The sequence below is a fragment of the Variovorax sp. V116 genome (genome assembly GCF_041154435.1).
GTDB classification, from domain to species: domain Bacteria; phylum Pseudomonadota; class Gammaproteobacteria; order Burkholderiales; family Burkholderiaceae_C; genus Variovorax; species Variovorax paradoxus.
The window spans coordinates 230284-256343 of record NZ_AP028661.1 but is presented as its reverse complement, the minus strand read 5'-3'; the positions used below and the strand labels follow the sequence as shown (position 1 = coordinate 256343).

The 26060-nt window shown below is 70.1% G+C and carries 26 protein-coding genes; 20 read left to right on the top strand and 6 right to left on the bottom strand.

Features of this window, described 5'->3' with window-relative positions; all coding sequences use genetic code 11:
- The first annotated feature begins 34 nt into the window (after positions 1-34).
- From ACAM58_RS01275 to ACAM58_RS01260, 4 genes are read left to right on the top strand one after another with little or no spacing between them, the layout of a single operon-like run.
- Complete coding sequence (locus ACAM58_RS01275; protein ID WP_369663918.1) at positions 35-1033, top strand: zinc-binding alcohol dehydrogenase family protein; 999 nt, start codon at positions 35-37, stop codon at positions 1031-1033.
- 25 nt (positions 1034-1058) lie between these two features.
- Positions 1059-1421, top strand: coding sequence for a cupin domain-containing protein (locus tag ACAM58_RS01270; protein WP_018903319.1), 363 nt, complete (start codon positions 1059-1061; stop codon positions 1419-1421).
- A 54-nt stretch (positions 1422-1475) separates the two neighbouring features.
- Positions 1476-2471 carry a tripartite tricarboxylate transporter substrate binding protein gene (locus tag ACAM58_RS01265; protein WP_307593130.1) on the top strand — a complete coding sequence of 332 codons (996 nt, stop codon included), beginning with the start codon at positions 1476-1478 and terminating at the stop codon, positions 2469-2471.
- Positions 2472-2473: 2 nt separating this feature from the next.
- Entirely contained in the window at positions 2474-4150 is a 1677-nt protein-coding gene (locus ACAM58_RS01260; protein ID WP_369663917.1) for an amidohydrolase, read from the top strand.
- Here ACAM58_RS01260 and ACAM58_RS01255 read toward each other — a convergent pair.
- Both ACAM58_RS01255 and ACAM58_RS01250 read right to left on the bottom strand, forming a co-directional pair.
- Positions 4147-4725: a uracil-DNA glycosylase family protein gene (locus tag ACAM58_RS01255; RefSeq protein ID WP_369663916.1), complete on the bottom strand. Its 579-nt coding sequence runs from the start codon at positions 4723-4725 to the stop codon at positions 4147-4149. The two genes, ACAM58_RS01260 and ACAM58_RS01255, sit on opposite strands and share 4 nt — an antisense overlap.
- 16 nt (positions 4726-4741) lie before the next feature.
- Positions 4742-5572 carry an oxaloacetate decarboxylase gene (locus tag ACAM58_RS01250; protein ID WP_369663915.1) on the bottom strand — a complete coding sequence of 277 codons (831 nt, stop codon included), beginning with the start codon at positions 5570-5572 and terminating at the stop codon, positions 4742-4744.
- 99 nt (positions 5573-5671) lie between these two features.
- Between ACAM58_RS01250 and ACAM58_RS01245 the strand changes: the two genes are divergently transcribed.
- A complete protein-coding gene (locus ACAM58_RS01245) occupies positions 5672-6130 on the top strand; it encodes a hypothetical protein (protein ID WP_369663914.1) in 459 nt (152 codons plus the stop codon).
- Here the strand turns inward: ACAM58_RS01245 and ACAM58_RS01240 are convergent.
- From ACAM58_RS01240 to ACAM58_RS01230, 3 genes are read right to left on the bottom strand one after another with little or no spacing between them, the layout of a single operon-like run.
- Entirely contained in the window at positions 6127-6564 is a 438-nt protein-coding gene (locus tag ACAM58_RS01240) for a VOC family protein (RefSeq protein WP_278878426.1), read from the bottom strand. The two genes, ACAM58_RS01245 and ACAM58_RS01240, sit on opposite strands and share 4 nt — an antisense overlap.
- 17 nt (positions 6565-6581) lie before the next feature.
- Positions 6582-7823 carry a CaiB/BaiF CoA transferase family protein gene (locus ACAM58_RS01235; RefSeq protein WP_369663913.1) on the bottom strand — a complete coding sequence of 414 codons (1242 nt, stop codon included), beginning with the start codon at positions 7821-7823 and terminating at the stop codon, positions 6582-6584.
- Positions 7824-7834: 11 nt separating this feature from the next.
- Positions 7835-9034, bottom strand: coding sequence for an acyl-CoA dehydrogenase (locus ACAM58_RS01230; RefSeq protein WP_093435448.1), 1200 nt, complete (start codon positions 9032-9034; stop codon positions 7835-7837).
- Between the two features lie 176 nt (positions 9035-9210).
- Here ACAM58_RS01230 and ACAM58_RS01225 point away from each other — a divergent pair, with 176 nt between their 5' ends.
- From ACAM58_RS01225 to ACAM58_RS01180, 10 genes are all read left to right on the top strand, one after another.
- Positions 9211-10119, top strand: a complete 909-nt coding sequence (locus ACAM58_RS01225; RefSeq protein ID WP_369663912.1) for a LysR substrate-binding domain-containing protein — start codon at positions 9211-9213, stop codon at positions 10117-10119.
- A 62-nt stretch (positions 10120-10181) separates the two neighbouring features.
- Complete coding sequence (locus ACAM58_RS01220) at positions 10182-10586, top strand: phage holin family protein (protein WP_012745281.1); 405 nt, start codon at positions 10182-10184, stop codon at positions 10584-10586.
- A 184-nt stretch (positions 10587-10770) separates the two neighbouring features.
- Positions 10771-11610, top strand: coding sequence for an IclR family transcriptional regulator (locus ACAM58_RS01215; protein ID WP_012745280.1), 840 nt, complete (start codon positions 10771-10773; stop codon positions 11608-11610).
- 175 nt (positions 11611-11785) lie between these two features.
- A complete protein-coding gene (locus ACAM58_RS01210) occupies positions 11786-12868 on the top strand; it encodes a TRAP transporter substrate-binding protein (RefSeq protein WP_018903331.1) in 1083 nt (360 codons plus the stop codon).
- 11 nt (positions 12869-12879) lie between these two features.
- On the top strand, positions 12880-13542 hold the full coding sequence (locus ACAM58_RS01205; protein WP_369663911.1) for a TRAP transporter small permease subunit: 663 nt from the start codon (positions 12880-12882) through the stop codon (positions 13540-13542).
- On the top strand, positions 13539-14831 hold the full coding sequence (locus ACAM58_RS01200; RefSeq protein ID WP_369663910.1) for a TRAP transporter large permease: 1293 nt from the start codon (positions 13539-13541) through the stop codon (positions 14829-14831). The genes ACAM58_RS01205 and ACAM58_RS01200 overlap by 4 nt, the downstream gene beginning before the upstream one ends.
- A 25-nt stretch (positions 14832-14856) precedes the next feature.
- Positions 14857-16236 carry an amidase gene (locus ACAM58_RS01195; protein WP_369663909.1) on the top strand — a complete coding sequence of 460 codons (1380 nt, stop codon included), beginning with the start codon at positions 14857-14859 and terminating at the stop codon, positions 16234-16236.
- A complete protein-coding gene (locus ACAM58_RS01190) occupies positions 16212-16997 on the top strand; it encodes a 2-keto-4-pentenoate hydratase (RefSeq protein WP_244883452.1) in 786 nt (261 codons plus the stop codon). The genes ACAM58_RS01195 and ACAM58_RS01190 overlap by 25 nt, the downstream gene beginning before the upstream one ends.
- An 83-nt stretch (positions 16998-17080) precedes the next feature.
- Positions 17081-17794: a 2OG-Fe(II) oxygenase gene (locus tag ACAM58_RS01185; protein ID WP_369663908.1), complete on the top strand. Its 714-nt coding sequence runs from the start codon at positions 17081-17083 to the stop codon at positions 17792-17794.
- A 189-nt stretch (positions 17795-17983) separates the two neighbouring features.
- Positions 17984-19930, top strand: coding sequence for an adenylate/guanylate cyclase domain-containing protein (locus tag ACAM58_RS01180; RefSeq protein ID WP_307593140.1), 1947 nt, complete (start codon positions 17984-17986; stop codon positions 19928-19930).
- Here the strand turns inward: ACAM58_RS01180 and ACAM58_RS01175 are convergent.
- On the bottom strand, positions 19909-21924 hold the full coding sequence (locus tag ACAM58_RS01175) for an acetoacetate--CoA ligase (protein ID WP_369663907.1): 2016 nt from the start codon (positions 21922-21924) through the stop codon (positions 19909-19911). The two genes, ACAM58_RS01180 and ACAM58_RS01175, sit on opposite strands and share 22 nt — an antisense overlap.
- A gap of 99 nt (positions 21925-22023) precedes the next feature.
- On the opposite strand from ACAM58_RS01175, the gene ACAM58_RS01170 reads away from it, so the two are divergent.
- Genes ACAM58_RS01170 through ACAM58_RS01150 form a run of 5 tightly spaced genes read left to right on the top strand, consistent with a single transcriptional unit; the run spans position 22024 to position 26023 of the window.
- Positions 22024-22752, top strand: coding sequence for a TetR/AcrR family transcriptional regulator (locus ACAM58_RS01170; protein WP_012745271.1), 729 nt, complete (start codon positions 22024-22026; stop codon positions 22750-22752).
- On the top strand, positions 22749-23693 hold the full coding sequence (locus ACAM58_RS01165) for an ABC transporter substrate-binding protein (protein ID WP_307593143.1): 945 nt from the start codon (positions 22749-22751) through the stop codon (positions 23691-23693). The genes ACAM58_RS01170 and ACAM58_RS01165 overlap by 4 nt, the downstream gene beginning before the upstream one ends.
- Complete coding sequence (locus ACAM58_RS01160) at positions 23690-24472, top strand: ABC transporter ATP-binding protein (RefSeq protein WP_307593144.1); 783 nt, start codon at positions 23690-23692, stop codon at positions 24470-24472. Before ACAM58_RS01165 ends, ACAM58_RS01160 begins: the two co-directional genes overlap by 4 nt.
- Entirely contained in the window at positions 24465-25235 is a 771-nt protein-coding gene (locus ACAM58_RS01155; RefSeq protein WP_018903341.1) for an ABC transporter permease, read from the top strand. Before ACAM58_RS01160 ends, ACAM58_RS01155 begins: the two co-directional genes overlap by 8 nt.
- Positions 25232-26023 carry an ABC transporter permease gene (locus tag ACAM58_RS01150; RefSeq protein ID WP_307593145.1) on the top strand — a complete coding sequence of 264 codons (792 nt, stop codon included), beginning with the start codon at positions 25232-25234 and terminating at the stop codon, positions 26021-26023. The genes ACAM58_RS01155 and ACAM58_RS01150 overlap by 4 nt, the downstream gene beginning before the upstream one ends.
- Positions 26024-26060: the final 37 nt, after the last annotated feature.

Here is a 26060-nt window from a genome sequence, read left to right as displayed (position 1 = left end):
AAAGAACGCCCGAACAACACAAGCACTCCGCAACATGAGCACCGACACGCCCCCCACCTCCCGCGCACTGCGCGTGAACGAAAAGGCCGCCAACCTCGAAGCGCTGCAGCTCCAAGCCGCTCCGCAGCCCGAACCCACCGCGCCCCCCGGCCACGCCGTGGTGCAAGTCGCCGCTGCCGCGGTCAACCCGAGCGACGTCAAGGCCACGCTGGGCCTCATGCCGCAGGCCGTGTGGCCGCGCACGCCGGGCCGCGACTTCGCGGGCACCGTGGTGAGTGGTCCCAGCGAATGGATCGGCCGCGAAGTCTATGGCTCGGGCGGCGACATCGGCATCACGCGCGACGGCTCGCATGCGCGCTATCTCGTGCTGCCCGAGGCCGCGCTGCGCGCCAAGCCCCAAGGCATCTCGATGGACGAAGCCGGTGCCGTGGGCGTGCCCTTCGTCACCGCGTACGAAGGCTTCAGGCGCAGCGGCATGCCGCAGGCCGGGCAGACCGTGCTGGTGCTCGGCGCCAACGGCAAGGTCGGCCAGGCGGCGGTGCAGCTGGCCTCGCAGGCTGGTGCGCGCGTGATCGCGGTGCAACGCCGCGCCGGTCCGTTCGAGGGCTTCGCGTGCGGGCCGGTCGACGTGATCGATGCGCGCCACCATGCCGACGTGGGCGCGCAGGTGCGCGAGCTCACCGGCGGGCGCGGCGCGAACATCGTCTACAACACCGTGGGCAGCGCCTACTTCGAGGCCGCCAACAAGGCCATGGCCAAGGGCGCGACGCAGATCTTCATCGCCACGCACGAACGCGCCGTGCCCTTCGACATCTTCGCGTTCTACCGCGGCATGCACACCTTCGTGGGCATCGACTCGCTCGCGATGGACTGCGTGGCCTCCACCGCCCAGCTCGACGCGATGCGCGAAGGCTTCGAGCGCGGCACGCTCAAGCCCTTTCCCGTGGCGCGGCACTTCGCGCTCGACGAAGCCATGGACGCCTACCGCCTCGTGCTCTCGGGCAGCACCGACCGCGTCGTGCTGCGCCCCTGAATCGAACAACCCAAGGAACACCGCCATGCACGTGACCCGTTTCAGCGAGGCGCCGCACTACGAGGCGCCCAACCATTTCGACATGCGCTGCCTGCGCCTGCAGGGCAAGGAGGCCGGGCCTTCGACGCAGATGTGGATGGGCATGAGCCAGATCCTGCCCGGCGGCCGCACCGGGCTCGACGGCTCGCCGATGGAGAAGCTCTACCTCGTGCTCGAAGGCCAGCTCCATGTGGTCGGCGAGCTCGACGGCGCGCACCAGGAAGAAGTGCTCGGCCCCTACGACAGCTGCCGCTTCGCACCCGGCGAAAAGCGCCAGCTCGAAAACCGCAGCAACCGGCCGGTGCTGGTGGCGCTGGTGATGCCGAACAGCGCGCCGCCGGCCGCATAGGCCCTGCCCTGGTCTTTCATCGCTCACCCAATTAAATCAACGGAGACAAGACGCATGAAGAAGACATTCGACACCTGGAGCCGCCGGCAGGCGCTCGCGCTGGCCGCGGCGCTCGCGGCCATCAGCACGCTCGGCGCCGCGCACGCGCAGAACCCGTGGCCCGGCACGCAGCCGATCAAGCTCGTGGTGCCCTTCACCGCGGGCAGCGGCACCGACATCGTCGCGCGGCTCGTGGCCGAGAAGCTCGGGCCCGCGCTCGGCACCAGCGTGGTGGTGGACAACAAGCCCGGCGCCGGCGGCACGCTGGGCGCAGCCATCACGGCCAAGGCGCCGGCCGACGGCTACACGCTGCTGGTGCATTCGGCCGGGCACCTGGTGAATCCATGGATCTACAAGGGCCTGTCGTACGACACGATCAAGGACTTCACCGGCATCACGCCGATGGCGAGCCTGCCCAACGTGCTGGTGACCGGGCCTTCGCACTTCGCGAACGTGCGGGACCTGGTCGCAAAAGCCAAGGCCAATCCGGGCGGACTCAACTACGGCTCCGCGGGCAATGGCTCGGCCACGCACATGAATGCCGAGGTGTTCCGCCTCGCGGCCGGGCTCGATGCGCAGCACGTGCCCTTCCGCGGCACGCCCGAGGCCATGACCGAGGTGATGGCCGGACGCGTCGACTGGTTCTTCGCGCCGATGGTCTCGGCCCTGCCGCTCATCAAGAGCGGCAAGCTGCAGGCGCTGGCCGTGGGCACCGCGAAGCGCTCGCCCGCGCTGCCCGAGGCGCCCACCACGGTGGAAGCCGGCGTGCCGGGTTCCGAGTACCTGTTCTGGGTCGGGCTCTTCGCACCCGCGAAGACGCCGCAGCCGGTGGTGGACCGGCTGCAGGCCGAGGTCGCGAAGATCATGGCCTCGCCCGAACTCAAGGAACGCCTCGACAAGCTCGGCGCCGAGCCCTTCACGATGCCGTCGGCGCAGTTCAACAAGTTCATTGCCGATGAAACCACCAAGGCGCAGCAGGTGGTCAAGGCCGCGAGCATCAAGGTCGACTGACCATGCTGCGCACACTGCTCACGGCGGCCGGGGCGGCTGCACTGCTGCTGCTGCCGCCTGCCACGCAGGCCCAGCCGGCCGACCTGATCGTCACCAACGCGAAGATCGCCACGCTCGACGCGGCCGCCACCACCGCGCAGGCGCTGGCCGTGCGCGACGGCCGCATCGTGGCGGTCGGCAATGCCGCGCAGGTGCGCGCGCTCTCGGGCCCGATCACGCGCACGGTGGATGCGGGCGGCCGCACCGTGATCCCCGGCCTCATCGACTCGCACATGCATGCGGTGCGCGCGGCGCTGAGCTATTCGACCGAGGTCAACTGGATCGGCGCCGGCAGCATCGGCGAAGCCATGGACCGCATCCGCGCCGCGGCCGCGCGTGCGCGACCCGGCGGCTGGCTGATCGTGGCCGGCGGCTGGACCGAGCAGCAGTTCGCCGAGCGCCGCCGCCCCACCGCGGCCGAGCTGCAGGAGGCGGCGCCCAACCATCCGGTGTACGTGCAGCTGTTCTACGAAGCGGTGGTGATGACGCCCAAGGCGCTCGAAGCGCTGGGCGTTCCGGCGGGCACGCTGCCGGCCGGCATGAAGCCCGCGGCGGACGGCTCGCCGGGCTGGATGACGGGCGACATCGTCGGCATCTCGGCCCTGTTCGACAAGCTTCCCAAGCCGACCTACGACGACAACCTGGCCGGCACGCGCGCCTTCTTCCGCGAGCTGAACCGCCTGGGCGTCACCGGCCTCGTGGACCCGGGCGGCTTCAGCATTGCGCCGTCACAGTACGCGGCGCTGTTCGAACTGTGGCGCGAGAAGGCGCTGACGCTGCGCGTGGCCTACAGCGTGTTCGCGCAGAAGCCGGGCGCCGAGCTGCAGGAGTTCCGCGAGCTCACGCAGATGCTGCCGATGGGCTTTGGCGACGACATGCTCAAGTTCAACGGCCTCGGCGAGCGCGTGACGCTCGCGATGTACAACAACAATTTTCCCGACGCGGCCGCGAAGGAGAAGTTCTACGAGCTCGTCAAATGGGCGGCGATGCGCAGGCTCGCGGTCACCATCCACTGGCAGGAGAACGGCTCGGTCGACCACCTGCTCGGGCTCTACGAGAAGCTCAACGCCGAAGTGCCGATCAAGGAGCTGCGCTGGTCGATCGCGCACCTGGACGACGCCTCGCCCGAGACGCTCTCGCGCATGAAGGCGCTGGGCATCGGCTGGACCATGCAGGACGCGATGTACTTCCAGGGCGACCGCGCGCTCGCCACGCGCGGCGACGCGGCGCGCCGCATGCCGCCCATCGGCAGCGCACTGCGCACCGGCGTGAACGTAGGCGCCGGCACCGATGCGCACCGCGTGGCTTCGTACAACCCTTTTGTCGCGCTGCAATGGATGCTCGACGGCAGGACCGTGAGCGGCAAGGCGATGCGCGGTGCCGACGAGACGCCCACGCGCGAACAGGCGCTGCGGCTCTACACGGTGGGCAGCGCGTGGTTAAGCTTCGACGAGGCAAGGCGCGGCACGCTCGAAGTGGGCAAGCTCGCGGACTTCGCGATCCTCGACCAGGACTTCTTCTCGGTGCCGCTGGAGCGCATCGGCAAGACGGTGTCGCTGATGACGGTGGTGGGCGGGCGCGTGGTGCATGCCGCGCGGCCCTTCGATGCCGCAGGCACCTCGGTCGCCGCGGCGCCCTAGGGCTGCGCGAGCGCCTGCCGCACGCGTTCGCGCAGCACCGGCAGCACCTCGCTCTCGAACCACGGGTGGTGCTTGAACCAGCCGGTGTTGCGCGGCGACGGATGCGGCAGCGGAATGAAGCGCGGTGCGTAGTCCGCAAAGGCCGCGACGGTTTCGGTGACGCCGGCCTTGCGCGCCGCGCCCAGGAAGTGGCGTTGCGCGTACTGGCCGATCAGTAGCGTGAGCTCGACCCGGCCCATCTGCGCGAGCAGGCGCGCATGCCAGAGCTCGGCGCACTCGCGGCGCGGCGGCAGGTCGCCGCTGCTGCCGCGGCCAGGGTAGCAGTAGCCCATCGGCATGATCGCGATGCGCGCGGCGTCGTAGAAAACCTCGCGCTCGATGCCGAGCCAGCGGCGCAGTTGCTCGCCGCTCTTGTCGTCCCATGGCAGGCCGGTGGCATGCACTGTCAGGCTCGGCGCCTGGCCGACGATCAAGAGGCGCGCGCTGGCGCTGGCCTGCACCACGGGCCGCGGGCCCAGCGGCAGCTGCGCGGCGCAGGCGGTGCAGCCGCGGATTTCCGCGAGCAGCGCATCCATGGCGCCGGCCCGCGCGCTATTCGGAGAACCGGCCGAAGAAGCCATCGAGATCGGCCCCGGAGGCCGCGCCTTCGAAGCCACCGAAACGCCCTTGCTCGGCCAGCGCCCGCGCGGCGCGGTCGAAGCCGCCCCAGGCCGCGCGCGCGAGCGCACCGCCCACGCTGACGCGCCGCACGCCGAGCGCGGCAATGTCCTGCATGCTGAGCTCGCTGGCCCAGCCGATCAGCAGGTTGACCGGCTTGGGCGCGACCGCGGCCACCACCGCCGCGATCTGCTCGCGCGTGCGGATGCCCGGCGCGTAGAGGCAGTCGGCACCGGCCTCGGCGTAGGCCTTGAGGCGGGCGATGGCGTCGTCCAGGTCGGGGCGGCCGACGAAGAAGTTCTCGGCGCGGCCCACCAGCAGCGTGTCGCCGCCGGCCGCGTCGATGGCGCGGCGCGCCGCGCGCAGCCGTTCGACCGCAACGCCGATCTCGAACAGCGGATTCGCCGCATCGCCGGTCGAGTCCTCGATCGACAGGCCCGCCACGCCGGTCTCGATGGCCAGGCGCACGCTTTCGGCCACGCCCTCTACATCGGCCGCGAAGCCGTTCTCGAAGTCCGCATTCACGGGCAGGTCGGTGGCACCGACGATGTCGCGCAGGTGGGCCAGCATGGTGTCGCGCGATTGCCCTCCGTCGGCCAGGCCCAGCGACCAGGCATGGCCCGAGCTCGTGGTGGCCAGCGCCTTGAAACCCAGGCCCTGCAGGTAGCGCGCGCTGCCCTTGTCCCAGGGGTTCGGAATGGCGAAGCAGCCCTGCTCGTGCAGCGCGCGGAACTCGGCGCGTTTCTGGGCGACGGTGCGGGTCATGGAAGCCTCATCTTTCTTTGTTGCGTGCGAAGGATGGGGTTTTAACGCAACGGCTCGGACATTGCGCGGGCACAGCTTTCGGTGTTCTGATCGGGCCCCATGTCCTACGCCTTCCTGCTCTTCATCCATCTTCTCGCCGCCGCCTTCTGGGTCGGCGGCATGGCCACCCTGCACTTCGCGGTGCGCCCCGCCGCGGTCGCCACGCTGGAGCCGCCGCTGCGGCTGCGCACCATGGCGGCGGTGCTGCGGCGCTTCTTCGTGGGCGTGGACGCGGCCGTCACGCTGCTGTTCGTGACCGGCGTGGCGATGATCCTGCTCGCGGGCGGCTTCCGCGCGGTGCACTGGCGCATCGAGGCGATGATGGGCATCGCGATCGTGATGGCCGGCATCTACGTGTACATCCGCGCCTCGGTGTTCAGGGTGATGCGGCGCGCGGTGGAGGAAAGCGCGTGGCCGGTGGCGGCCGGGCGGCTCGACATGGTCCGCAAGCTGGTGAGCCTGAACCTCGCGCTCGGCGTGGCGGTGTTCGGCGTGGCGATCATCGGGCGCGCCAGCTAGTTGCTGCCGGCCGGCCCTTTCAGCTCGACACTGTTGCCGTCGGGGTCGGTGATGTAGATCGACGGGCCGTTGCCCTCGGCGCCGAAGTTGTTCTGCACCTCGCCGTGCACCGGCACGCCGTGCCGCGCCATCAATGCGCGGATCGCCGCTTCGTCGAAGGGCTCGATGCGCAGGCAGAGGTGGTCGACGTTGCGGCCTTCCTTGCCGGCCAACGCGCCGCCCTGCTTGCCGAGCGGGCCATCGGGCGTGACGAGGTCGATGAGGTTGGTGCCGGCGCGCAGATGCACGAGCCCCAGGTTCTCGCGGCGCCTCTCGACCGCGCAGCCGAGCACGTCGCGGTAAAAGGCAATGGCGCGCTCCGCGTCCTTCACGCGCAGCACAACATGATCGATGCGCAGCACCGAGAACGGTGGGCTGTGTATCGGGTCCGTCATGGTTTGCTCTCCTTGCTCTACACCACGCCTGCCGCGCGCAGCGCGTCGAAGCGCGCGCCATCGATGCCGAACTCGGCCAGCACCTCGCGCGTGTGCTGCCCGAGCGCCGGCGGCGCATGGCGCAGCACGGGCGGCGTGGCCGTGAGGCGCAGCGGGCTCGCCACGCCGGTGATGCTGGCGATGCCGTCGTCCGCATCGCGCGGCAGCGTGACGGCCAGGCCGCGCGACTTGACCTGCGCGTCGTCGAAGGCCTGCGCGATGTCGTTGATCGGGCCGCAGGGCACGGCCTTGTCTTCGAGCAGCGCGACCCAGTCGGTGGTGCTGCGGGTGCGCGTGAGCTCTTCCATCATCGGAATGAGCACGCCGCGGTGCTTCACGCGCAGCGTGTTGCTCGCAAAGCGCGCATCGACGGCCCACTCGGCATGGCCGGCCGCTTCGCAGAAGCGCGCGAACTGGCCGTTGTTGCCGATGGCCAAGAGCATCGAGCCGTCCAGCGTCGGAAAGTCCTGGTACGGCGCCAGGCTCGGGTGCGTGTTGCCCTGGCGCTGCGGCGCCTTGCCGGTGTTGAGGAAGGCGCTCGCCTGGTTGGCGAGGATGGCCATGCCCACGTCGAGCAGCGCCATGTCGATGTGCTGGCCTTCGCCCGTGCGGCCGCGCACCTGCAGCGCCGCGAGGATGGCGGTGCTTGCATAGACGCCGGTGAACAGGTCGGTGAGCGCCACGCCCACGCGCAGCGGGCCGCCGCCGGGCTCGCCGTCGGGACGGCCGGTGATGCTCATCATGCCGGTCATGGCCTGGATCATCAGGTCGTAGCCCGCGCGCTCGGCGTAGGGGCCGTCGTGGCCGAAGCCGGTCACGCTGCAGTAGATGAGGCGCGGGTTGGCCGCGCGCAGGCTCTCGTGGTCGAGGCCGTACTGCCTGAGGCCGCCGGTCTTGAAGTTCTCCACCACGATGTCGGCCTGCGCCGCCATCTGCTTCAGGAGCGCCTGGCCGTCGGGCGTGGCCATGTCGACCGTGACCGAGCGCTTGTTGCGGTTGCAGGCCGTGAAGTAACTGGCCTGGTCGGTGTCGTTGCCGTCCGCGTCCTTGATGAACGGAGGGCCCCAGGTGCGCGTGTCGTCGCCGACGCCGGGGCGTTCGATCTTGACGACATCGGCGCCCAGGTCCGCGAGGATCTGCGTGCACCAGGGGCCCGCGAGCACGCGGGACAGATCGAGGACCTTGATGCCGTCCAGGGCTGCGGGCTTGGTGGCCGTCATGCGCTCTTCGTTCAGTTGGCGAAGGCGGCGATGCCGGTGATGGCACGGCCGAGGATGAGCGCGTGGATGTCGTGCGTGCCTTCGTAGGTGTTGACCACTTCCAGGTTCACCAGGTGGCGCGCCACGCCGAACTCGTCGCTGATGCCGTTGCCGCCCATCATGTCGCGCGCCAGGCGGGCGATGTCCAGGGCCTTGCCGCAGTTGTTGCGCTTCATGATCGAGGTGATCTCGACCGAGGCCGTGCCCTCGTCCTTCATGCGGCCCAGGCGCAGGCTGCCCTGCAGGCCCAGCGTGATCTCGGTCTGCATGTCGGCCAGCTTCTTTTGAATGAGCTGGTTGGCGGCGAGCGGGCGGCCGAACTGCTTGCGGTCCAGCGTGTACTGGCGGGCGCGGTGCCAGCAGTCTTCGGCGGCGCCGAGCGCGCCCCACGAGATGCCGTAGCGTGCGCTGTTGAGGCAGGTGAAGGGGCCCTTCAGGCCCTGCACTTCTGGGAAGGCGTTTTCCTCGGGGCAGAACACGCCGTCCATGACGATCTCGCCGGTGATGCTGGCGCGCAGGCCGACCTTGCCGTGGATGGCGGGGGCGCTCAGGCCCTTCATGCCCTTCTCGAGCACGAAGCCGCGGATCGGGCCCACGGTGCCGCTTTCGCTGACTTCCTTGGCCCAGACCACGAACACGTCGGCGATCGGCGAGTTGCTGATCCACATCTTGGCGCCGGAAAGCGAGTAGCCGCCCGGCACCTTCTTGGCGCGCGTGACCATGCTGCCGGGGTCGGAGCCGTGGTCGGGTTCGGTCAGGCCGAAGCAGCCGATCCATTCGCCGGTGGCGAGCTTGGGCAGGAATTTCTGCTTCTGCGCCTCGGTGCCGAATTCGAAGATGGGCACCATCACGAGCGAGCTCTGCACGCTGGCCATCGAGCGGTAGCCCGAGTCGACGCGCTCGACTTCGCGCGCGATCAGGCCGTAGGCCACGTAGTTGAGGCCGGGGCCGCCGTACTGCTCGGGGATCGTCGGGCCGAGCAGGCCGAGCGCGCCCATTTCGCGGAAGATGGCGGGGTCGGTCTCGCCGCTGCGAAAGCCCTCGATGACGCGGGGCGCGAGGCGCTCCTGGCAGTAGGCATTGGCCGCGTCGCGGATCATGCGTTCTTCGTCGGTCAGCTGCTGGTCGAGAAGAAGGGGGTCGTCCCAGTGGAATTGCGCTTTGGCGGCCATGTACTTGTCTCCGGAAGAAGGGAAAAGAGGGGAATGGGTCGATCCTAGCCATGCAGGGGGTTGGGCGCAAACGATGAATCCTCACCCAGATATGCGCCTTGCGCACATCTGGCACCCGCCTGGCGAGACGTTTCTATTGGTGACGGCGTCCACCCAGTCATACACTTGCGGCATACATGCGCCGCAAGATCCCGCCCCTGCAGACCCTCGTGTGCTTCGATGCCGCCGCGCGCCACGAGAGCTACACCCGCGCCGCACAGGAACTCGCGCTCACGCAGAGCGCGGTGTCGCGCCAGATCGGCACGCTCGAAGCCTTCCTGGGCGTGGCGCTGTTCCGCCGCACGCGCCACGGCGTGGCGCTCACCGCGAGCGGCGCGGCCTATGCGCGGCAGATCACCAAGCGGCTCGAGGCGATGGAGCGCGACACGCTCGACGCCATGGCGCACCAGGGCGAAGGCGGCTCGCTCTCATTGGCGGCGGTGCCCACCTTTGCCACGCGCTGGCTGATGCCGCGGCTCAAGGGCTTCGCGGCGCTGCAGCCCGACGTGGTGGTGCACATCGAGACGCGCACCCGGCCTTTCCTGTTTGCCGACGCGGAGTTCGACGCCGCGCTGTATGCCGGCACGCCCGCGCAGGTCGAGAACTGGGCCGGCACGCGCGCGCTCATGCTGATGCGCGAGGACGTGGTGCCGGTGTGCAGCCCCTCGCTGTTGCTGCGCGGCAAGGCGGTCGCGCCCGCGGCCATCGCGCAGATGCCGCTCCTGCAGCAGAGCACGCGGCCCGACGGCTGGCGCCAGTGGTTCGACGCGCAGCAGGTCGATGCACCCAATGCACGCGGCGGGCCGCGCTACGAGCTCTTTTCCATCTTGGCCGCGGCCGCCTCGCACGGCCTGGGCGTGGCGCTGATGCCCACCATGCTGGTGGCCGACGAACTCGCGCGCGGCGAACTGGTGGTGGCCTGCGCGCGGCCGCTGTCGGGCGAGCGCAACTACTACCTCGTGACGCCCGAGCGCGCCGACCAGCGGCCGCTGCTGAAGTTCTTCAGCGATTGGCTGCTGGCCGAGGCGCAGCGCAGCGCCGTCTAACCAAGGCAGTGCCGATATGATGGTCCGCACCATCGCGCGCACCGCCTTGCGCCCCTCACACCATGCTGAACAACCTCGCTCCCTTTCTCGTGCACTGGGCCATCACCGCGCTGTCGCTGTGGGTGGCCAGCCTGATCTTTCGCGGCATCAAGTTCGAGAGCACTTCGGCGCTCGTGATCTCGGCCCTGCTGCTGGGCCTGGCCAATGCCGTCGTCAAGCCGCTCCTGATCGTGCTCACGCTGCCGCTGACGCTGTTGACGCTCGGCCTGTTCCTGCTGGTGATCAACGCGCTGATGATCATGCTGGTGGCCGCGCTGGTGCGCGGGTTCAAGCTCTCGGGCTTCTGGACCGCGTTCTTCGCGAGCATCTTCATCTCGCTGCTGAGCATTGCGATCGATTCGCTGGTGAGCAGCGGCGACCCCGCCACCACCATCCAGATGCCGACGGGCAGCGGCAAGTGGCTGTAGCCGCGGCGGGATGCCGCCGATGGCCGGCATCCGCGTAATCACTGCCCCCGGGGCACTCGATTGGCGAGGATGATGTCGACAATATTCAATACTTTTGTCGACAAAAATAGCCGGACGCACCGGCGCTGAGCGGCTGAGGCCGTGCCGGCGGCGGGGGTGGCGTGCAACTTGCAAGGATCTGGACATGACGGACAGCAGCTCCCCCCGCTCCTCCTCCTCTTCCAAGGCCGCCGGCAAGGTCATGCGCATCGACCGCGACGGCGACGGCACCGTGCAATCGCTCACGCGCGCCATGCAGCTGCTCGAACTGCTGGCCGACGACGACGAGGGCTACCGCCTGGTCGACATCGCGGCGCGCAGCGGCCTCTCATCGTCCACCGCGCACCGCCTGCTCACCACGCTGGAGCAGCGCCAGTTCGTCCAGTTCGACCGCGAAACCAGCCTCTGGTATGTGGGCGTGCGCTGCTTCTCGGTGGGCGCGGCCTTCGGGCGCCGGCGCCGCATTGCGCACCTGGCGCTGCCGGTGATGCGGCGGCTGCGCGACAGCTCGGGCGAAAGCATCAACCTGGGCATTGCCGACCTGGGCGACATCGTGTTCGTCACGCAGGTGGAAAGCCGCGAGCTGATGCGCGCCATCGGCAAGCCGGGTTTCCGCGCACCGCTGCACGGCACCGCCATGGGGCAGGCGATCCTGGCCGCCATGGCCGAGGACGACGTGCTGCAGTACCTGCGCACCTACGGCCTGCCCAAGCTCACGCCCAACACCATCGCACGCGCATCGCGGCTGCACGAAACGCTGGGCGAGGTGCGCCGCGCGGGCTATGCGGTGGACGACGAGCAGAACGCCGTGGGCCTGCGCTGCATTGCCGCCGCCATCCGCGACGAGCACGGCCAGCCCTTCGGCGCGATCTCGCTGGTGGGGCCGACGCAGCGCATCAAGGCGGCCGACTTCGCGCAGCTGGGCGCCACGGTGCGCGGCGCCGCCGACGAGATCACCGCGGCCTACGGCGGGCGCCTGAAGTAGCCGCCGGCCGCGCGTCTTCCACCGGCGCGCAGCGCCAAGTGCTTGATCCGCAAAGATTTTTTCTGCCGTTCCCGGTGCGCGGAAAACTCTGCGCGGGCGCCATGCGGCGCGCTTCAATGGCCTCCTGCATTGCCGCCTTGCCGATCCGCCCACCTTTGCCCTTCCAGGAGAAATCATGCCGCTGCGCCCTCTTGCCAAGCCCTCTTTTCCAAGGCCGTTCGCCGCGGCCTGCCTGCTCGCGCTGGCCACCGTGCTCGCCCTTCCCGCCGCCCAGGCGCAGGACCGGATCAAGCTCAAGGCCATCGGCCAGCCGCTGGCCACCGGGCTGATCCAGAAGAACAAGGAACAGCCCTTCTTCGAGAACTTCGCGGCCCGCACCGGCCTGCCGATCGACGTCGACTACAAGCCCATCGACACGCTCGGCATCAAGGACACCGAGCAGCTGCGCGTGATGAAGGCGGGCCTGTTCGACATCGTCTCGCTGCGCGTGTCGCAGAACTCGCGCGACGAGCCGACGATCCTGGGCCTCGACCTGGTCGGCGCCGCGCCCGACTTTGCCACCGGCCGCAAGGTGGCCAAGGCCTACTTCGACACGGTCGACGCGCGGCTGCAGCAGCAGTTCAACGTGAAGCTGCTCGGCGTGTGGCCCTTCGGCCCGCAGATCTTGTTCTGCAAGAAGCCGATTGCCTCGCTGGCCGACATCAAGGGCATGAAGGTGCGCGTGTACGACCAGAACCTGGCCAAGTTCATCGAGCTGGTGGGCGCGACGCCGGTGCCGGTGTCGTTCGCCGACACGCACCAGTCGCTGTCGCTCGGCGTGGTCGACTGCGCCATCACCGGGCCGAGCTCGGCCAACTCGGCCGGCTGGCCCGAGGTCACGACCCACCAGCTGGCCATCGGCTTCCAGATGGCGCTCAACGGCTACGGCATGACGATGAAGTCATGGAACGCGCTCAAGCCCGACCAGCAGGCCAAGCTCAAGGCCGCCTTCGACGGCCTGACCGACGAGGTGTGGAAGTACTCCGAGGAGCTGTTCCGCGATGCGCTCAACTGCAACGCCGGCAGGGACCCGTGCACCACCGGCAAGAAGTTCAAGCTGGTCGACGTGCCGGTCACGCCGGCCGACCTCGAGCTGGTGCGCGGCGCGGTCGGCAAGGTGTCGCTGCCGGTGTGGGCCGAGGTCTGCGACAAGTCGAACCCGGGCTGCTCCAAGGGCTGGCAGGCCACGGTGGCGCCGGTGCTGGGGCTCAACAAGTGAGCAGCGCGGCCATGAGCGAGCGGCCGCAGCAGCCTGGCGCCGCGTCGCCTGAAGAAGCGCAGCGTGCGCCGGGGCACGCCAGCTTCAAGACGCGCGTGGAGACGGTGCTGGCCACCGTCTTCGGCGCGATCTTCCTCGGCCTGTCGGTCATCGTGACTATCGAGACCGCCGCGCGCAAGCTGTTCAACATCTCGCTGCAGGGCGCGGACGAGCTCGGCGGCTATGCGCTCGCGGTGGGCTCGACCATTGCCTTCAGCCTCGCGCTCATGGGCCGCAACCACATCCGCGTCGACGTGTTCCACGAGAAGTTTCCGGCCCGCGTGCAGGCGCTGCTGAACTGGATCTCGGCGGTGTCGCTGGCCGCGCTCGCGGTGTTCATCGGCTGGGTGGCGTTCAAGGTGATCGGCGACACCATGGCCTACCGCAGCACCGCGCAGACGCCGTGGGCCACGCCGCTGATCATTCCGCAGGGCGTCTGGTATGCGGGGCTCGTGGTCTTCGCGCTGGTGGCCTGCGGTCTCGCGCTGCGCGCCACCCAGCTGCTGCTGCGCGGCGACATCGCGGCGCTGAACACCGACTTCCATCCCAAGAGCGCGAAGGAAGAGCTCAAGGAAGAGCTCGACGACCTCGCGGTGCGCCAGGCCCCGCAGCCCGGCGAAGGAAACAAGCCATGAACCTCTTCGTCATAGGGCTCGCGTTCTTCGCGATGCTGGGCATGATGCTGGTTGGCATGCCGATTGCCGTCTCGATGGCGCTGGTGGGCATCGTCGGCGGCATCGCGGCCTACGGCGCGCCCTTCATGGACTCGATCGCGCCCGTGGTCTGGGGCGTGCAGAACGAGAACCTGCTGACCTCGGTGCCGCTGTTCGTGCTGCTCGGCGAACTGCTGCTGCGCTCGGGCATTGCCGACCGCATGTACATCGCGCTGTCGGCCTGGCTCGGCCGGCTGCCCGGCGGGCTGCTGCACACCAACATCGGCAGCTGCGCGCTGTTCGCGGCCACCTCGGGTTCGTCGGTGGCCACCGCCGCCACGGTGGGCACGGTGGCGCTGCCTTCGCTGCACCGGCGCGGCTATTCGATGCGCGCCTCGCTCGGCAGCCTGGCCGCGGGCGGCACGCTGGGCATCCTGATTCCGCCGAGCGTGAACATGATCGTGTATGGCTCGCTCACCAACAATTCGATCGGCAAGCTGTTCATCGCGGGCATCATCCCGGGCCTGCTGCTGACCGGCTTCTTCATGCTCTGGATCGCGGGCTCCAGCCTGGCGAGCGGCAACGCGATGCGCGAGCCCAAGGTGCCGCTGGAGGCGCGCATCCGCGCGCTGGTGCACTTGGTGCCGCCGGCGGTGGTGTTCGGCATCGTCATGGGCAGCCTCTACTTCGGCATTGCCACCGCGGCCGAGAGCGCCGCGCTGGGCGTGATTGCGGCGCTGGGCTTCGTGCTGCATTCGGGCAAGCTGAGCTGGGAGCTGATGCGCAACTGCTTCGTCTCGACCGCGCGCGTGAGCGGCATGATCCTCTTGATCGTGGTGGCGGCCTTCGTGCTGAACCTCACGGTGAGCCTCACCGGCGTGGCCGAGGCCATGACCAAATGGGTCTCGGGCCTGGGCCTGTCGGCCACGGGGCTGATCCTCGCGCTGATGGTGTTCTACCTGGTGCTGGGCATGTTCATGGACGTGCTGTCGATGCAGGTGGCGACCATTCCCATCACCTATCCGATCGCCACCGCGCTGGGCGTCGATCCGATCTGGTTCGGCATCTTCATCGTGCTGATGTGCGAGCTCGGGCTCATCACGCCGCCGGTGGGCATGAACCTGTTCGTGGTGCACGGCATCCGGCCCGACAAGGGCGGCATCGAGGACGCGATCTGGGGCGCGCTGCCCTATGCGTTGATCATGATCCTGTTCACCCTGCTGCTGCTGGCCGTGCCGCAGCTGGTGACCTGGCTGCCGGGCCACATGTGAGCCGGGCCACTGCGGCAAGCGCACGATGAAAGCACTCTGGCAACTCACGGCGGCCCAGCTCGCCGAAGGCTTTGGCGCCGGCGCCTTCACGCCGGAGCAGGCGCTCGCGGCCTGCCTGGCGCGCACGGCCGAGGTGAACCCGCGGCTCAATGCGCTGGTGGTGCTCGATGCCGAGGGCGCGACCGAGGCCGCGGCGCAAAGCACCGCGCGCTGGCGCTCGGGCCGGGCGCTCGGCGCGCTCGACGGCGTGCCCGCCACCATCAAGGACAACCTGCAGGTGCGCGGCCTGCTCACGCACTGGGGCAGCCGCGCGCTGGCCGGCTTTGTCGCCGAGCGCGACGAGCTGCCGGTGGCGCGGCTGCGCGAAGCCGGCGCGGTGATCTTCGGCAAGACCAACGTGCCCGAGTTCACGATGCAGGGCTACACCGCCAACCCGGTCTTCGGGCCCACCGGCAATCCGTGGAACCCGGCGCTCACGCCCGGCGGCTCCTCGGGCGGCGCGGTGGCGCTGGTGGCCGCGGGCGGCTGCCCGATCGCACTGGGCACCGATGGCGGCGGCTCCATCCGCCGGCCGGCCTCGCACACCAACCTCGTCGGGCTCAAGCCCTCGCGCGGCCGCGTGCGGCGCGGCAATGGCCTGCCGCCGATCTTCCTGGACTTCGAGGTGGTGGGGCCGATGGCGCGCTGCGTGGACGACGTGGCCGCGGTCATGCGGGCGATCGCGCCGCGCACGGCGGCCGATGCGCCGCCTGGAGCCAAGGCCGCGCGCATCCTCTACCTGCCGCGCTTCGCGGACCACCCGGTGGACCCGCGCATCGCGCGGCTGGTGGATGCCGCCGCCGGGAACCTGGCCGCGCTCGGGCATGAGGTCACGACGCTGCCGCGCTTCGAGCTGGCCGAGGCGGTGAACCAGCGCTGGCCGCTGCTCGCGCAGGTGGGCCTGGCCTGGCTGGTGGACCATCCGCAAGAGCTCTCGCCGCGGCCCTTCGATCCCGCGCTGTTCGGCCCCGCGATGCAGGCCAACACCGGGACCGGCCGCGCCGCTTCGGCGCGCGAGCTGTTCGAGCTGCTGTTCGAGGCCGAGCGCCTGCGCAGCGAACTCGCGGGCCTGTTCGAGCAGCACGACTTTTTGCTGACTCCCGCGACCGCGGCGCTGCCCTGGCCCGCGGCCGACACGCATCCGCCGCGCATCGACGGCCGCGAGGTCGGCCCGCGCGGCCATGCGGTGTTCGCGGGCTTCGTCAACGCCGTGGGCCTGCCCGCGATCGCGCTGCCCTGCGGCTTTGCCGAAGGCCTGCCGGTGGGGCTGCAGCTGGTCGCGCGCGAAGGCGGCGACGACGCGCTGCTGGCGCTGGCCCGCGAATTCGAACGCGCCCATCCGTGGCAGCGCTTTCCCGCCCTGTGAGCGCGGCGGCCGGCGGCCTTGCGCCCGCCAGCGCCGCGCATGCGCTGCACCTCGCGCGGCGCGAGGGCCGGCGCGTGCCCTCGGCACTGCTGCAGACGGCCAGCCGCGCCGAGGCCTATGCCATCCAGGACGCCACGCTGGCGGCGATCGGCCCGGTCGGCGGCTGGAAGGTGGGCGCGCGCGCGCCCGGCCAGGAGCCCACCTGCGCGCCGCTGCCGGCCGAGGGGCTGCTGCCCGGCGGCGTGCGCCTGCAGGGTCCGGCATGGCGGCTGCGCGGCATCGAGGCCGAGGTCGGCTTCCAGCTGGGCGCCGACCTGCCGCCGCGCGCCGCACCCTACACGCTGGCCGATGTGGCCGGCGCCGTCGAATCGGTGCTGCCGGTGATCGAGGTCGTCGAGACCCGGCTGGCCGACTGGTTCGGCGCCCATGCCAACGCCCTGCTGGCCGACCTGCTGAGCCATGGCGCGCTGGTGCTGGGGCAGCGCCAGCCCTTCGCGCCGGCCTGGTTCGACCTGCAACGCGCCGAGGCCGCGCTGCACTTCGACGGGCAGACCGTCGCGCACACCGTGGGCGAGCATCCGAGCCCCGACGCGGGCGCGCTGCTGGTGTGGCTGGCCAACCATTGCGCCGCGCGCGGCGCCGGACTCAAGGCCGGGCAGATCGTCACGAGCGGTTCGTGCACCGGCATGCTGTTCGCGTCGGCGGGCACTGCCGTGCGCGTGGAGATCGGCGAGCTCGCGCCCGTGGCCCTCTCGTTCTGACGTCTTCTTGCGGCACCGCCGCGGCCGGAACCCATGTCCGGAAACAGCGAGCGCCGCGCCCGCGGCGGCCGCACACTTTCGGCATGCCGACCTCCCCTGCCCACATCGTCCGCGCCCTCGACTGGCCCCGCATCGAAACCGACCTCGCCACGCGCGGCTGCGCAACCACGGGCGTGCTGTTCAGCCCGAAGGAGTGCGCCGCGCTGGCCGCGCTGTATGACGAGCCCGGCCATTTCCGCAGCCGCGTGGTGATGCAGCGCCACGGCTTCGGCCAGGGCGAGTACCAGTACTTCGACAACCCGCTGCCCGCTTCGATCGCGGCCTGGCGCAGCGCGCTCTACGAGCGCCTCGCGCCGCTCGCGAACGCATGGGCCGCCGCGATGGGCCAGCCGGCCGACTACCCGGCGGACCACGCGGCCTACCTCGCGCGCTGCCATGCGGCGGGCCAGCTGCGGCCCACGCCGCTGCTGCTGCGCTACGTCGAAGGCGACTACAACTGCCTGCACCAGGACCTGTACGGCGACCTCCAGTTTCCGATGCAGCTCACGGTGCTGCTGAGCCGGCCGGGCGACGACTTCACGGGCGGCGAATTCGTGCTCACCGAGCAGCGCCCGCGCATGCAGTCGCGCGCCGAGGTGGTGCCGCTCGCGCAGGGCGAGGCGGTGGTCTTCGCGGTCAACCAGCGGCCCGTGGCGGGCACGCGCGGCAGCTACCGCGTCACCATGCGGCACGGCGTGAGCCGCGTGCGCGCGGGGCGGCGGCACACGCTGGGAATCATCTTCCACGACGCGCGCTAGCCAAGCCCGCGTCTTGCGCACGACCGTGCCATGACGCGCGCGGCCCGAAGTCGCGCAAAATCCGCCCTGCACCCCGGGTGCTCGCCATGATTTCCGACAACCAAACGATCGGAGCAGCGAGCGGCCGGATGCGATCCGCGGCCCGACGTGACGGCCGCGGGTGCGTTCGAGTGGTCGACAGGGAGCTGTATGAACAAGAAGAACTCATCCGGGTCTGCTGGTGGGGCGGGAAAGCCGCCTCTCGCATTCTTTGAATTTTCCGCCGCCGTGGCGCGGCTTTCGCGCCGCTTCAGGGTCGACGTGAGCACCATCGTGAGCGCGGTGGCGCTGACGCAGTCGCTGCTGCTGGCCACGCTCGGCTACTGGGGCTCGCAGCGGTTGGTGGCGAAGATCGGCGCCTCCGCGCACGCGGCCAACCACTACCGCACCGAGGACAACATGCTCGCGGTCCTCGCCAAGACCGAGTCGGCGGTCGGTGCGCTGGCCGGCGCGCCCAGCCTCGGCGCCGCGGGCGAGCATGCCCAGCGCACGGCCGAGCTTCTGTGGACCCTGCTGCAGCAGGCGCCCGAGCTCGACAGCCTCTACGTGGCCGACGACACGGGCCAGATGCTGATGGCGCTGCGCTACCCGGTGCCGGCCATCCGGCGCATCGCGCGCGGCGCGGGCACCGGCGAACTCGCCATCGAGACCTGGCAGTACAAGCTGCCGCCCGCGCCCGAGATCGACGCGCAGCAGCGCTTCGCCACGCAGCGCATCGAGTCCTTCCGCAGCAGCTACGACCCGCGGCTGCAGCGCTGGTACCAGCAGGCGCGCCAGATGCAAAGGCCCGTGTGGACCGCGCCCTACGCCTTCGCCGCGATGCAGGAGCTGGGCGTGAGCTATGCCTTGCCCAGCAAGCGCCGCGCGGCCGAAGGCGGCCCCCGGCTGCTGGTGGTGGGCGGCGATGTCTCGCTGGACCGGCTCTCGCAGTTCGTGCGGCTGTTCGCAAGCGACGGCCGCGGCGACGGCGCCCTGCTGGACGCCGGCGACCAGGTGCTCGCGCGCAGCGACCAGCCCGGCGTGCTGCGCCAGCCCGAGCCGCCCACCGGCGTGCTGGGCGCGCTGCACGCCCAGATGCTGGAGAACCGCACGCCGGACGGCGCGGGCGGCGCGGCCTTCTCGTTCGAGCACGAAGGGCGCGGCTACCTGGCCCAGGCTTCGCGCATTCCTTCGGCCGGCTGGCAGCTGGTGAGCTGGGTGCCCGAGGACTTCGTGCTCGGCGCCCTGCGGCGCGCCGTGCTGTGGTGGCTGCTGCTGGGCCTGGCGCTGCTCGCGGCCGCGCTGTTCGTGTCGCTGCAGCTGTCCAGGCTGGTCACCTCGCCGGTCGAGAAGCTCGCGCAAATCGCGCGCCGCATCGGCCTGCTGGAGCTCGACGACCTGCCGCGCGAGCCGAGCCGCGTGCTCGAGATCCAGAACCTGGACCGGGCGCTGGACGAATCGGCGCGCAGCCTCAGGGCGTTCAGCAAGTTCGTGCCGGTGGACGTGATCAGCCAGCTCGTGGCCGAGGGCCAGGCGCTGGCGCCCAGCGGCTCGCCGCGGCGCATGACCGTGATGTTCACCGACATCGAGGGCTTCACGCGGATCTCCGAATCGATGGAAGCCAATGTGCTGGTGCGCATGCTGACCGAATACTTCAACCTGGCAACGCGCGTGCTGGCGCGCTACGGCGGCGTGGTCGACAAGTTCATGGGCGACGGCATCATGGTGCTGTGGGGCGCGCCCGCCGACCTGAAGGACGCGGAGTACCGCGCCTGCCTGGCCGCGCTGCAGCTGCACATCGAGACGAGTGCGCTCAACCGCAGGTGGCGCGCCGACGGGCTGCCCGAGTTCCGCACGCGCGTGGGCATCCACACCGGCGTGGCGATCGCGGGCGTGCTGGGCTCCAACGACCGGCTGTCCTACACGGCGCTGGGCGACGTGGTCAACGTGGCGAGCCGCATCGAGGGCATCAACAAGCAGCTGGGCACGCACACGCTGATCTCGGAGGTCACCTGCGCGGGCCTGAAGGGCCGGCTGCAGACGCGCCGCATCGACGAGCGGGTGGCGCTGCGCGGCCGCCAGACGCGCATGGTGCTCTACGAACTGCTGATGCCCTGAGAGGCCGCGGCGCGCCGCGCGGCAAACTCCACATACCAGCCGAGCGAGCCGGGGTTGGCCATGGCCTCGGGGTTGACCACCTTCTGAAGCGGCTGGCCCAGCAGCAGCTTCTTGATCGGCAGCTCCTGCTTCTTGCCCGAGAGCGTGCGCGGGATCTCGGCCACCTGGAAGATGTCGTTGGGCAGGAAGCGCGGCGAGAGCGAGGTCTTGATCGCGTGGTTGATCTTGCCGCGCATCGCATCGTCGAGCGCGACGCCGGGGCGCAGCACCACGAACAGCGGCATGTAGCTTTCGCGGCCCAGGTATTCGAGGTCGACCACCATGGAGTCGAGCACCTCGGGCAGCGCCTCGACGGCGCTGTAGATCTCGCTGGTGCCCATGCGCAGGCCCTGGCGGTTGATAGTGGCGTCGCTGCGGCCGTAGATGATGCAGCCGCCGTCCTCGCCGATCCTGATCCAGTCGCCGTGGCGCCAGACGCCGGGGTAGGTGTCGAAGTAGCTCGACAGGTAGCGCGCGTTGCCTTCGTCGCCCCAGAAGTACAGCGGCATCGACGGAATGGGCCGCGTGCAGACCAGCTCGCCCACTTCGCCGATGACGGGCTTGCCGTCTTCGTTCCAGGCTTCCACCGCATGGCCGATCTGGCGGCACTGCATCTGCCCGGGCACTTCGGGCAGCTCGCGGTTGCCGCCGACGAAGGCGCCGCAAAAATCCGTGCCACCGGAAATGTTGCACCACCACACGCTGCTCGCGCCCGCAGCCATCAGCTGCGCCGTGCCCCAGCGCTGCACCTCTTCCGACAGCGGCGAGCCGGTGCTGCCGAGCGCGCGCACGCGCGACAGGTCGCCGCACTCGGCCGCGACCACGCCGGCCTTCATGCAGTTGGTGAAGTAGGCCGCGCCGGCACCGAAGAAAGTGATGCGGTGCTTCGCGACGAAGCGCCACAGCACGGCCCAGTCGGGCTTCTCCTTGCTGCCGGCCGGATGGCCGTCGTAGATGACGATGGTCGCGCCGAAGGCCAGGCCCGCGAGCTGGCAGTTCCACATGACCCAGCCGGTCGAGCTGTACCAGTGGAAGCGCTCGTCGAAGTTGTTGGCGCCGTAGCTCGCGCCGATGTCGTTGTGCAGGCCGCAGGCGTACATCGTCATGATGATGCCGCCCTGCCCGTGCACGATGGGCTTGGGCAGGCCGGTGGTGCCGCTCGAATAGACGATCCAGATCGGGTGGTCGAAGGGCAGCCATTCGGGCTCGAAGGCCGCCACCTCGGCGTCGCGGCGCGCGCTGGCGGCACGCCAGTCGGCGTCGGCGGCGAGCTGCTGCGCGGCATGGGGCGTGCGCAGCAACAGCAGCTTCTGCACGCTGGGCAGCGCATCGCGCAGCTCCTGCACCACCGCGCTGCGGTCGATGGGCTTGGCACCGTAGTGCACGCCGTCGGCGGCGATCAGCAGCTTGGGCTCGATCTGGCGGAAACGGTCGACCACGGCGGCCGTGCCCATGTCGGGCGCGCACACGCTCCACACCGCGCCGATGCTCGAACACGCGAGAAAGGCCACCATGGTCTCGGGCACATTGGGCAGGTAGGCGGCCACGCGGTCGCCGCGCTGCACACCCAGCGACTTGAGCGTGAGCGCCACCGAGGCCACCTGCCGGCGCAGCTCGGGCCACGGCATCTCGCGCACTTCGCCCAGCTCGTTGTCGCTCACGATGGCCGGCAGGCCGGCCGCATGCGCCGCATCGGCATGGCGCAGCACCTCGCGCGCGTAGTTGACCTCGGCGCCCGGAAACCACGTGGCGCCGGGCACGCGGTCGTCGGCCAGCACCGCCGTGTGCGGCGTGGGCGACACGATGCCCATGTAGTCCCAGATGCTCTGCCAGAAGGCGTCGAGATCGGTCACGGACCAGCGCCACAGCGCGTCGTAGGTGTCGAAGGACAGGCCGCGCTGCTCGCGCAGCCAGTCCTGGTAGAGGCGGATCTGGGGAATGTTGGGAGCGGGCATGCACCGAGCCTAATGCCGCATTCCGCGCCGTTCAACCGGGTTTGACCTCAGGGTTTGTACGCGTGTTCAATAGTTTTGTACAGACGTTCAATACGCCCGATGAACACCCGCACCCCGCCCGCCAGGCGAAGCGCCCACCGCGCCCCGGCCGCCGCTGCCGAAGCGGCCCGGCCCGATCGGCGCCACGCCATCCTGCTGGCGGCGGAAAAGCTTTTTGCGCAGCACGGCTACCACGCGGTCACCATCCGCCAGATCGCCGAGGAAGCGGGCGTGCCGCTGGCGCTGGTGGGCTATTACTTCGGCCCGAAGCACGAGCTCTTCCACGCGATCTTCGAGCACTGGAGCCACAGCATCGAGGAACGGCTCGCGGGCCTCAAGGCCGTGGACAACGACCCTGACGACGCACGCACGCTGCCGCGCATCATCGAGGCCTTCACCGGGCCGGTGCTGGCGCTGCGCGCGAGCGCCGAGGGCGAGTACTACGCGCTGCTGGTGGCGCGCGAGCTCTACCACGCCACCGAGGAAGCCGACCGCGTGCTGCGCGGCTACTTCGACCCGCTGGCCGAGGCCTACATCGACGCGCTGCACGTCGCGCTGCCGCATGCCACGCGCGGGCAGGCCGCCTGGGGCTACCAGTTCTCGCTCGGGGCGCTGCTGCACCACCTGAACGACAGCCGCATCGAGCGGCTCTCGCGCGGCGAGAACCGGCGCAGCGATCCGGCCGTGGCACCGATGCTGGTGAACTTCATCGTCGGCGGGCTGCGCGCCGCGCTGCCGCGACCCAAGGCCCCGCAGAAGAAAACCACCCCCAGGAGACAGAAGACATGATGAAACGACGCACCCTGCTGTCGGCGCTGGCCGCCGCCTCGGCCGCCGCGGCGCTGCCCTCGCGCGCGCAATCGAACCCGAAGATCGTGTTCGGCTACACGGCCGTGTCCGACTTCGCCTCGGTCTTCGTGGCCGCGGAAGAGGGCTACTTCAAGAAGCGCAATCTCGACGTCGAGCTCAAGTTCATTCCGCTCAACTCCACCATTCCCGCGGCGCTGCAGTCCGACTCGCTGCAGATCGGCGGGCCCACGCCCTCGGTGTTCCTGCAGGCGGTGGACGGCGGACTCGACCTGGTGCTGGTGGCCGGCGGCGGCCTCACCTCGAAGACCATCACGGGCTTCGGCCTGGTGGCGCGTGCGGGCTCGGGCATCAAAGGGCCGCAGGACTGCGTGGGCAAGAAGATCGGCGTGCCGGGGCTCGGCGCGTTCCTGCACGTGACCTTCCGTGCCTGGCTCAAGGAGAGCGGCGTGGACTACCGCAAGGTCAACTTCGTCGAGGCCTCGTTCCCGCAGCATGCCGACCTGCTGCGCGGTGGCTCGGTCGACGCGGTGGTGTCGGCCGATCCGTTCATGAGCCGCATCACCGAAAGCGGCGCGGGCTACGTGGCCTCGTACTACTCCACCTTCCTGCCCGAGAACAACCAGACCATCGTGCATGCGGCCAAGCGCGAATGGGTGGCGAAGAACCCGGGCGCCGCGCGCGCGTTCCGCGAGTCGCTGGTCGAGGCCGCGGCCTTCATGCAGCAGCCCAGGAACGACGCCAAGGTGCGCGCGGCCATCGGCAAGTACATCAAGCTGCCGCCCGAGGTGCTCGCGAAGATCCAGATCTCGCCACCCGGCGCCACGGTGAGCGAGAAGCAGCTGGGCTACTGGGTCGGCCTGATGAAGGACCAGGACATGCTCAAGACCTCCATCGACGTTGCGAAGCTGATCGCCAAGTGAGCACGGCCGCCGACTTCCTTCGCTTCGACGGCGTCGCGATCCGGCTCGGCGGACGCGAGATCCTGTCGCCCACCTCGTTCGACGTGGCGCGCGGCGAGTTCGTCTGCATCGTGGGCCCGAGCGGCTGCGGCAAGACCACGCTTCTGCGCGCGGCCAGCGGCCTGGTCGCCGCGAGCGCCGGCGAGGTGCGGCGCAAGGGCGTGAAGATGAGCGAGCCGTCGCGCGAAGTGGCCTTCGTGTTCCAGGACTACGGCCGCGCGCTGCTGCCCTGGCGCACGGTCGAAGGCAACGTGAGCCTCGCGCTCGAAGCGGCTGGCGTGCCCGCGGCCGAGCGCGCGCCGCGCATTGCCGAGGTGCTCGGCAAGGTCGGCCTCGCGAAGCATGCGCAGAAGTTTCCGGTGCAGCTTTCGGGCGGCATGCAGCAGCGCGCGCAGATTGCCCGCTGCCTCGCGCAGAAGCCCGAACTCATGATGATGGACGAGCCCTTCGGCGCGCTCGATGCGCTCACGCGCCAGAGCCTGCAGGACGAACTCGCGCGGCTGGTGCGCGACGACGGGCTCACGGTGCTGTTCGTCACGCACGATCTCGAGGAGGCCATCTACCTTGGCGACCGCGTGATCGCGCTGCAGGCCAACCCCGGGCCGGGACGGCCCAGCCTGGCGCGGATGATCGACGTGAAGATTCCACGGCCGCGCGACCAGCTCACGACCAAGGAGCATCCGGAATACCTGCATCTGCGCCGTGAACTCTTCGCCTTCATCGAGCAAAGCCATGACTGAACGCCGCCTCCTGCGCTGGCTGCGGCCCTGGGTCTTTCCGGCCCTGCTGGTCGGCGCCTTCGAGTGGTACGCGCGGCGCGCAGCCGCCTTGGGCAGCGATGCGCTCGCCCCGCCGAGCGCGGCGGCCCGGGCCTTCATGGGCGCGGCGCTCGATGGCTCGCTGTGGCAGGCGACGGGCTTCACGCTCGGCACGGCCGCGCTCGGCCTGCTGCTGGGCGCGGTGCTGGGCATTGCGCTGGGCCTGGTGCTCGGGCTCTCGCGCCGCGCGGCGCAGCTCGGCTCGCTCTCCATCGAGGTGCTGCGGCCTGTGCCCTCGGTGGCGCTGATTCCGCTCGCGATGCTGACCTTCGGTTTCGGCGTGCGCATGGAACTGGCCATCGTCGCCTTTGCCACCTTCTGGCCGCTGCTGGTGCTGGTGCAGTCGGCGGTGCAGCAGATCGAACCGCGGCTGCTCGAGGTGAGCCGCGTGCTGGGGCTCTCGGCGCGCGAGCGTGCTTTCAAGATCGTGCTGCCGGCCATCGCGGCGCGCCTGTTCGTGGCGCTGCGCCTCGGCGTGGCGGTGGCGCTGGTGGTGGCCGTCACGGTGGAGATCGCGGCCAATCCCAACGGCATGGGCTACGCGATGATGATCGCGCAGCAGAGCTTCGATCCCGCGCTGATGCTCGCGTGGCTGGGCTGGATCGGCGTGGTGGGCTTTGCGGTCAATGCGGGCATGGTGCTGCTGCAGCGCGTGGTCGCACGGCGCATGGGGGTGCTGCCATGAACGGCAACGGCCGCGTTGGCATCTTGGTGAACCGGCTCGGCTCGCTCGCCGTGCTCTTTGCATTGATTGCGCTGTGGTGGATGGCGAGCAACGCGGGCTGGGTGAGCCGCGTGTTCCTGCCGACACCGCAGGCCACCTTCGCCAGCCTGCTCGAAGGCCTCAACCTCCGCGGCCCGAACAGCAACGGCGAGCTGCTCGCCTTCACGCAGGCCACGGTCGGCCGCATGCTGCAGGGCTGGCTGCTGGCGTCGCTGTTCGGTGTGCTGCTGGGCGCGGCCATCGGCGTGTCGCCCGCGGTGCGCGCGTGGGTGCAGCCGACGCTCGAATTCATTCGCCCGCTGCCCGCCTCCGCGCTGCTGCCGCTCGCGATCTCGATCTTCGGGCTGAACCCCGGCATGGTGCTGTTCGTGGTGGCCTTCGGCGCGATGTGGCCGGTGCTGCTGGCCACGGTGCACGGCTTCGCGGCCGTGGAGCCGCGCCTCGCGGAAGTGGCGCGCTGCCTGCAGATGTCGCGCGCGGCCTTTGTCTGGAAGATGGGCCTGCCCAACGCCATGCCCGACATCCTGGCCGGCATGCGGCTTGCGCTGACCATTGCGCTGATCGTCGCGGTGGTGGGCGAAATGATCGCCTCGCAAAGCGGCCTGGGGCAGGCCATTCTGCTGGCCGCGCGCGCCTTCCGCGCGAGCGACCTGTTCGCCGGCATCGTGCTGCTCGGGCTGATCGGCTTCGCGAGCAATGCGCTGCTGGCCTTTGCAGAAAAGCGGCTGCTGCGCTGGCAGCAGCCCTGACGCCCTCCCTCACACCCCCATTCCACAAGGAGCCCCG